The organism is Microvirga aerilata, assembly GCF_016743775.1.
In the GTDB taxonomy this organism is placed as follows: Bacteria; Pseudomonadota; Alphaproteobacteria; order Rhizobiales; family Beijerinckiaceae; genus Microvirga; species Microvirga aerilata.
The window spans coordinates 1-652 of sequence record NZ_JAEQMY010000360.1 but is presented as its reverse complement, the minus strand read 5'-3'; the positions used below and the strand labels follow the sequence as shown (position 1 = coordinate 652).

The window sequence follows — 652 nt, the reverse complement described above, 5'->3', positions numbered from 1 at the left end:
TCTGCCACCTCTGGACGAAAGAGCCCGAAAGGTTCAGGCTTAACCCGTCACACCACATCCCGGGACCATACACCTAGTTCATCATCGCTCCATTTTTGGCGCGCCTGATCCGGAAGGAGAGAGGAGGCGGATGCCCCGAACGCGGCTCTCAACAGCCTGCTCGACCTACTGGAGGACCGGTTCACCACTTGGCTGCAGCCGCACGAGTCTACGAGGTGGACGCACCTACGGCTGATGTCTCTCTTGCCTCGGATGCTCCTGTGCCCGAGCCGGAGACGGAGGCTGATCAGGGGCTCGAGGACCTCGGCATTGAGGATGCCGTCGTTCGCGAGTTGGCACGGGCTCCGCAGCCGTGGGGACGCGGATAGATCGCAATACGCTCGCTCGAGGCAGGAGTGCAGCCGCCGTCTTGCAATGATCGCTCGTTCGCACCCTGGATCCTGGTTAGACAGCTCCTTAAAGCCTTGACAGGGGCGCTGTGCGCAGGCCGTGTCGGACCCGCTGCCAGAGAGGGGAATGAGATGTCCGACTGTTTGCACTGTGACATCAATCAACTCGTGCAGGAGCGCTTTGAACGCGGCGACACAGACCTCGTCGTGATGGCCTCCATGCTGGTCGAGAGCCTTGCTGATCTGATCCTGCTTGCGCCTGA

Annotated in this window: 1 protein-coding gene; it reads left to right on the top strand. The window is 61.3% G+C overall.

All coding sequences use genetic code 11. The annotated features are described in order from the left end of the window. The first annotated feature begins 215 nt into the window (after positions 1-215). Positions 216-368, top strand: a complete 153-nt coding sequence (locus tag JKG68_RS32820; RefSeq protein WP_202066662.1) for a hypothetical protein — start codon at positions 216-218, stop codon at positions 366-368. Positions 369-652: the final 284 nt, after the last annotated feature.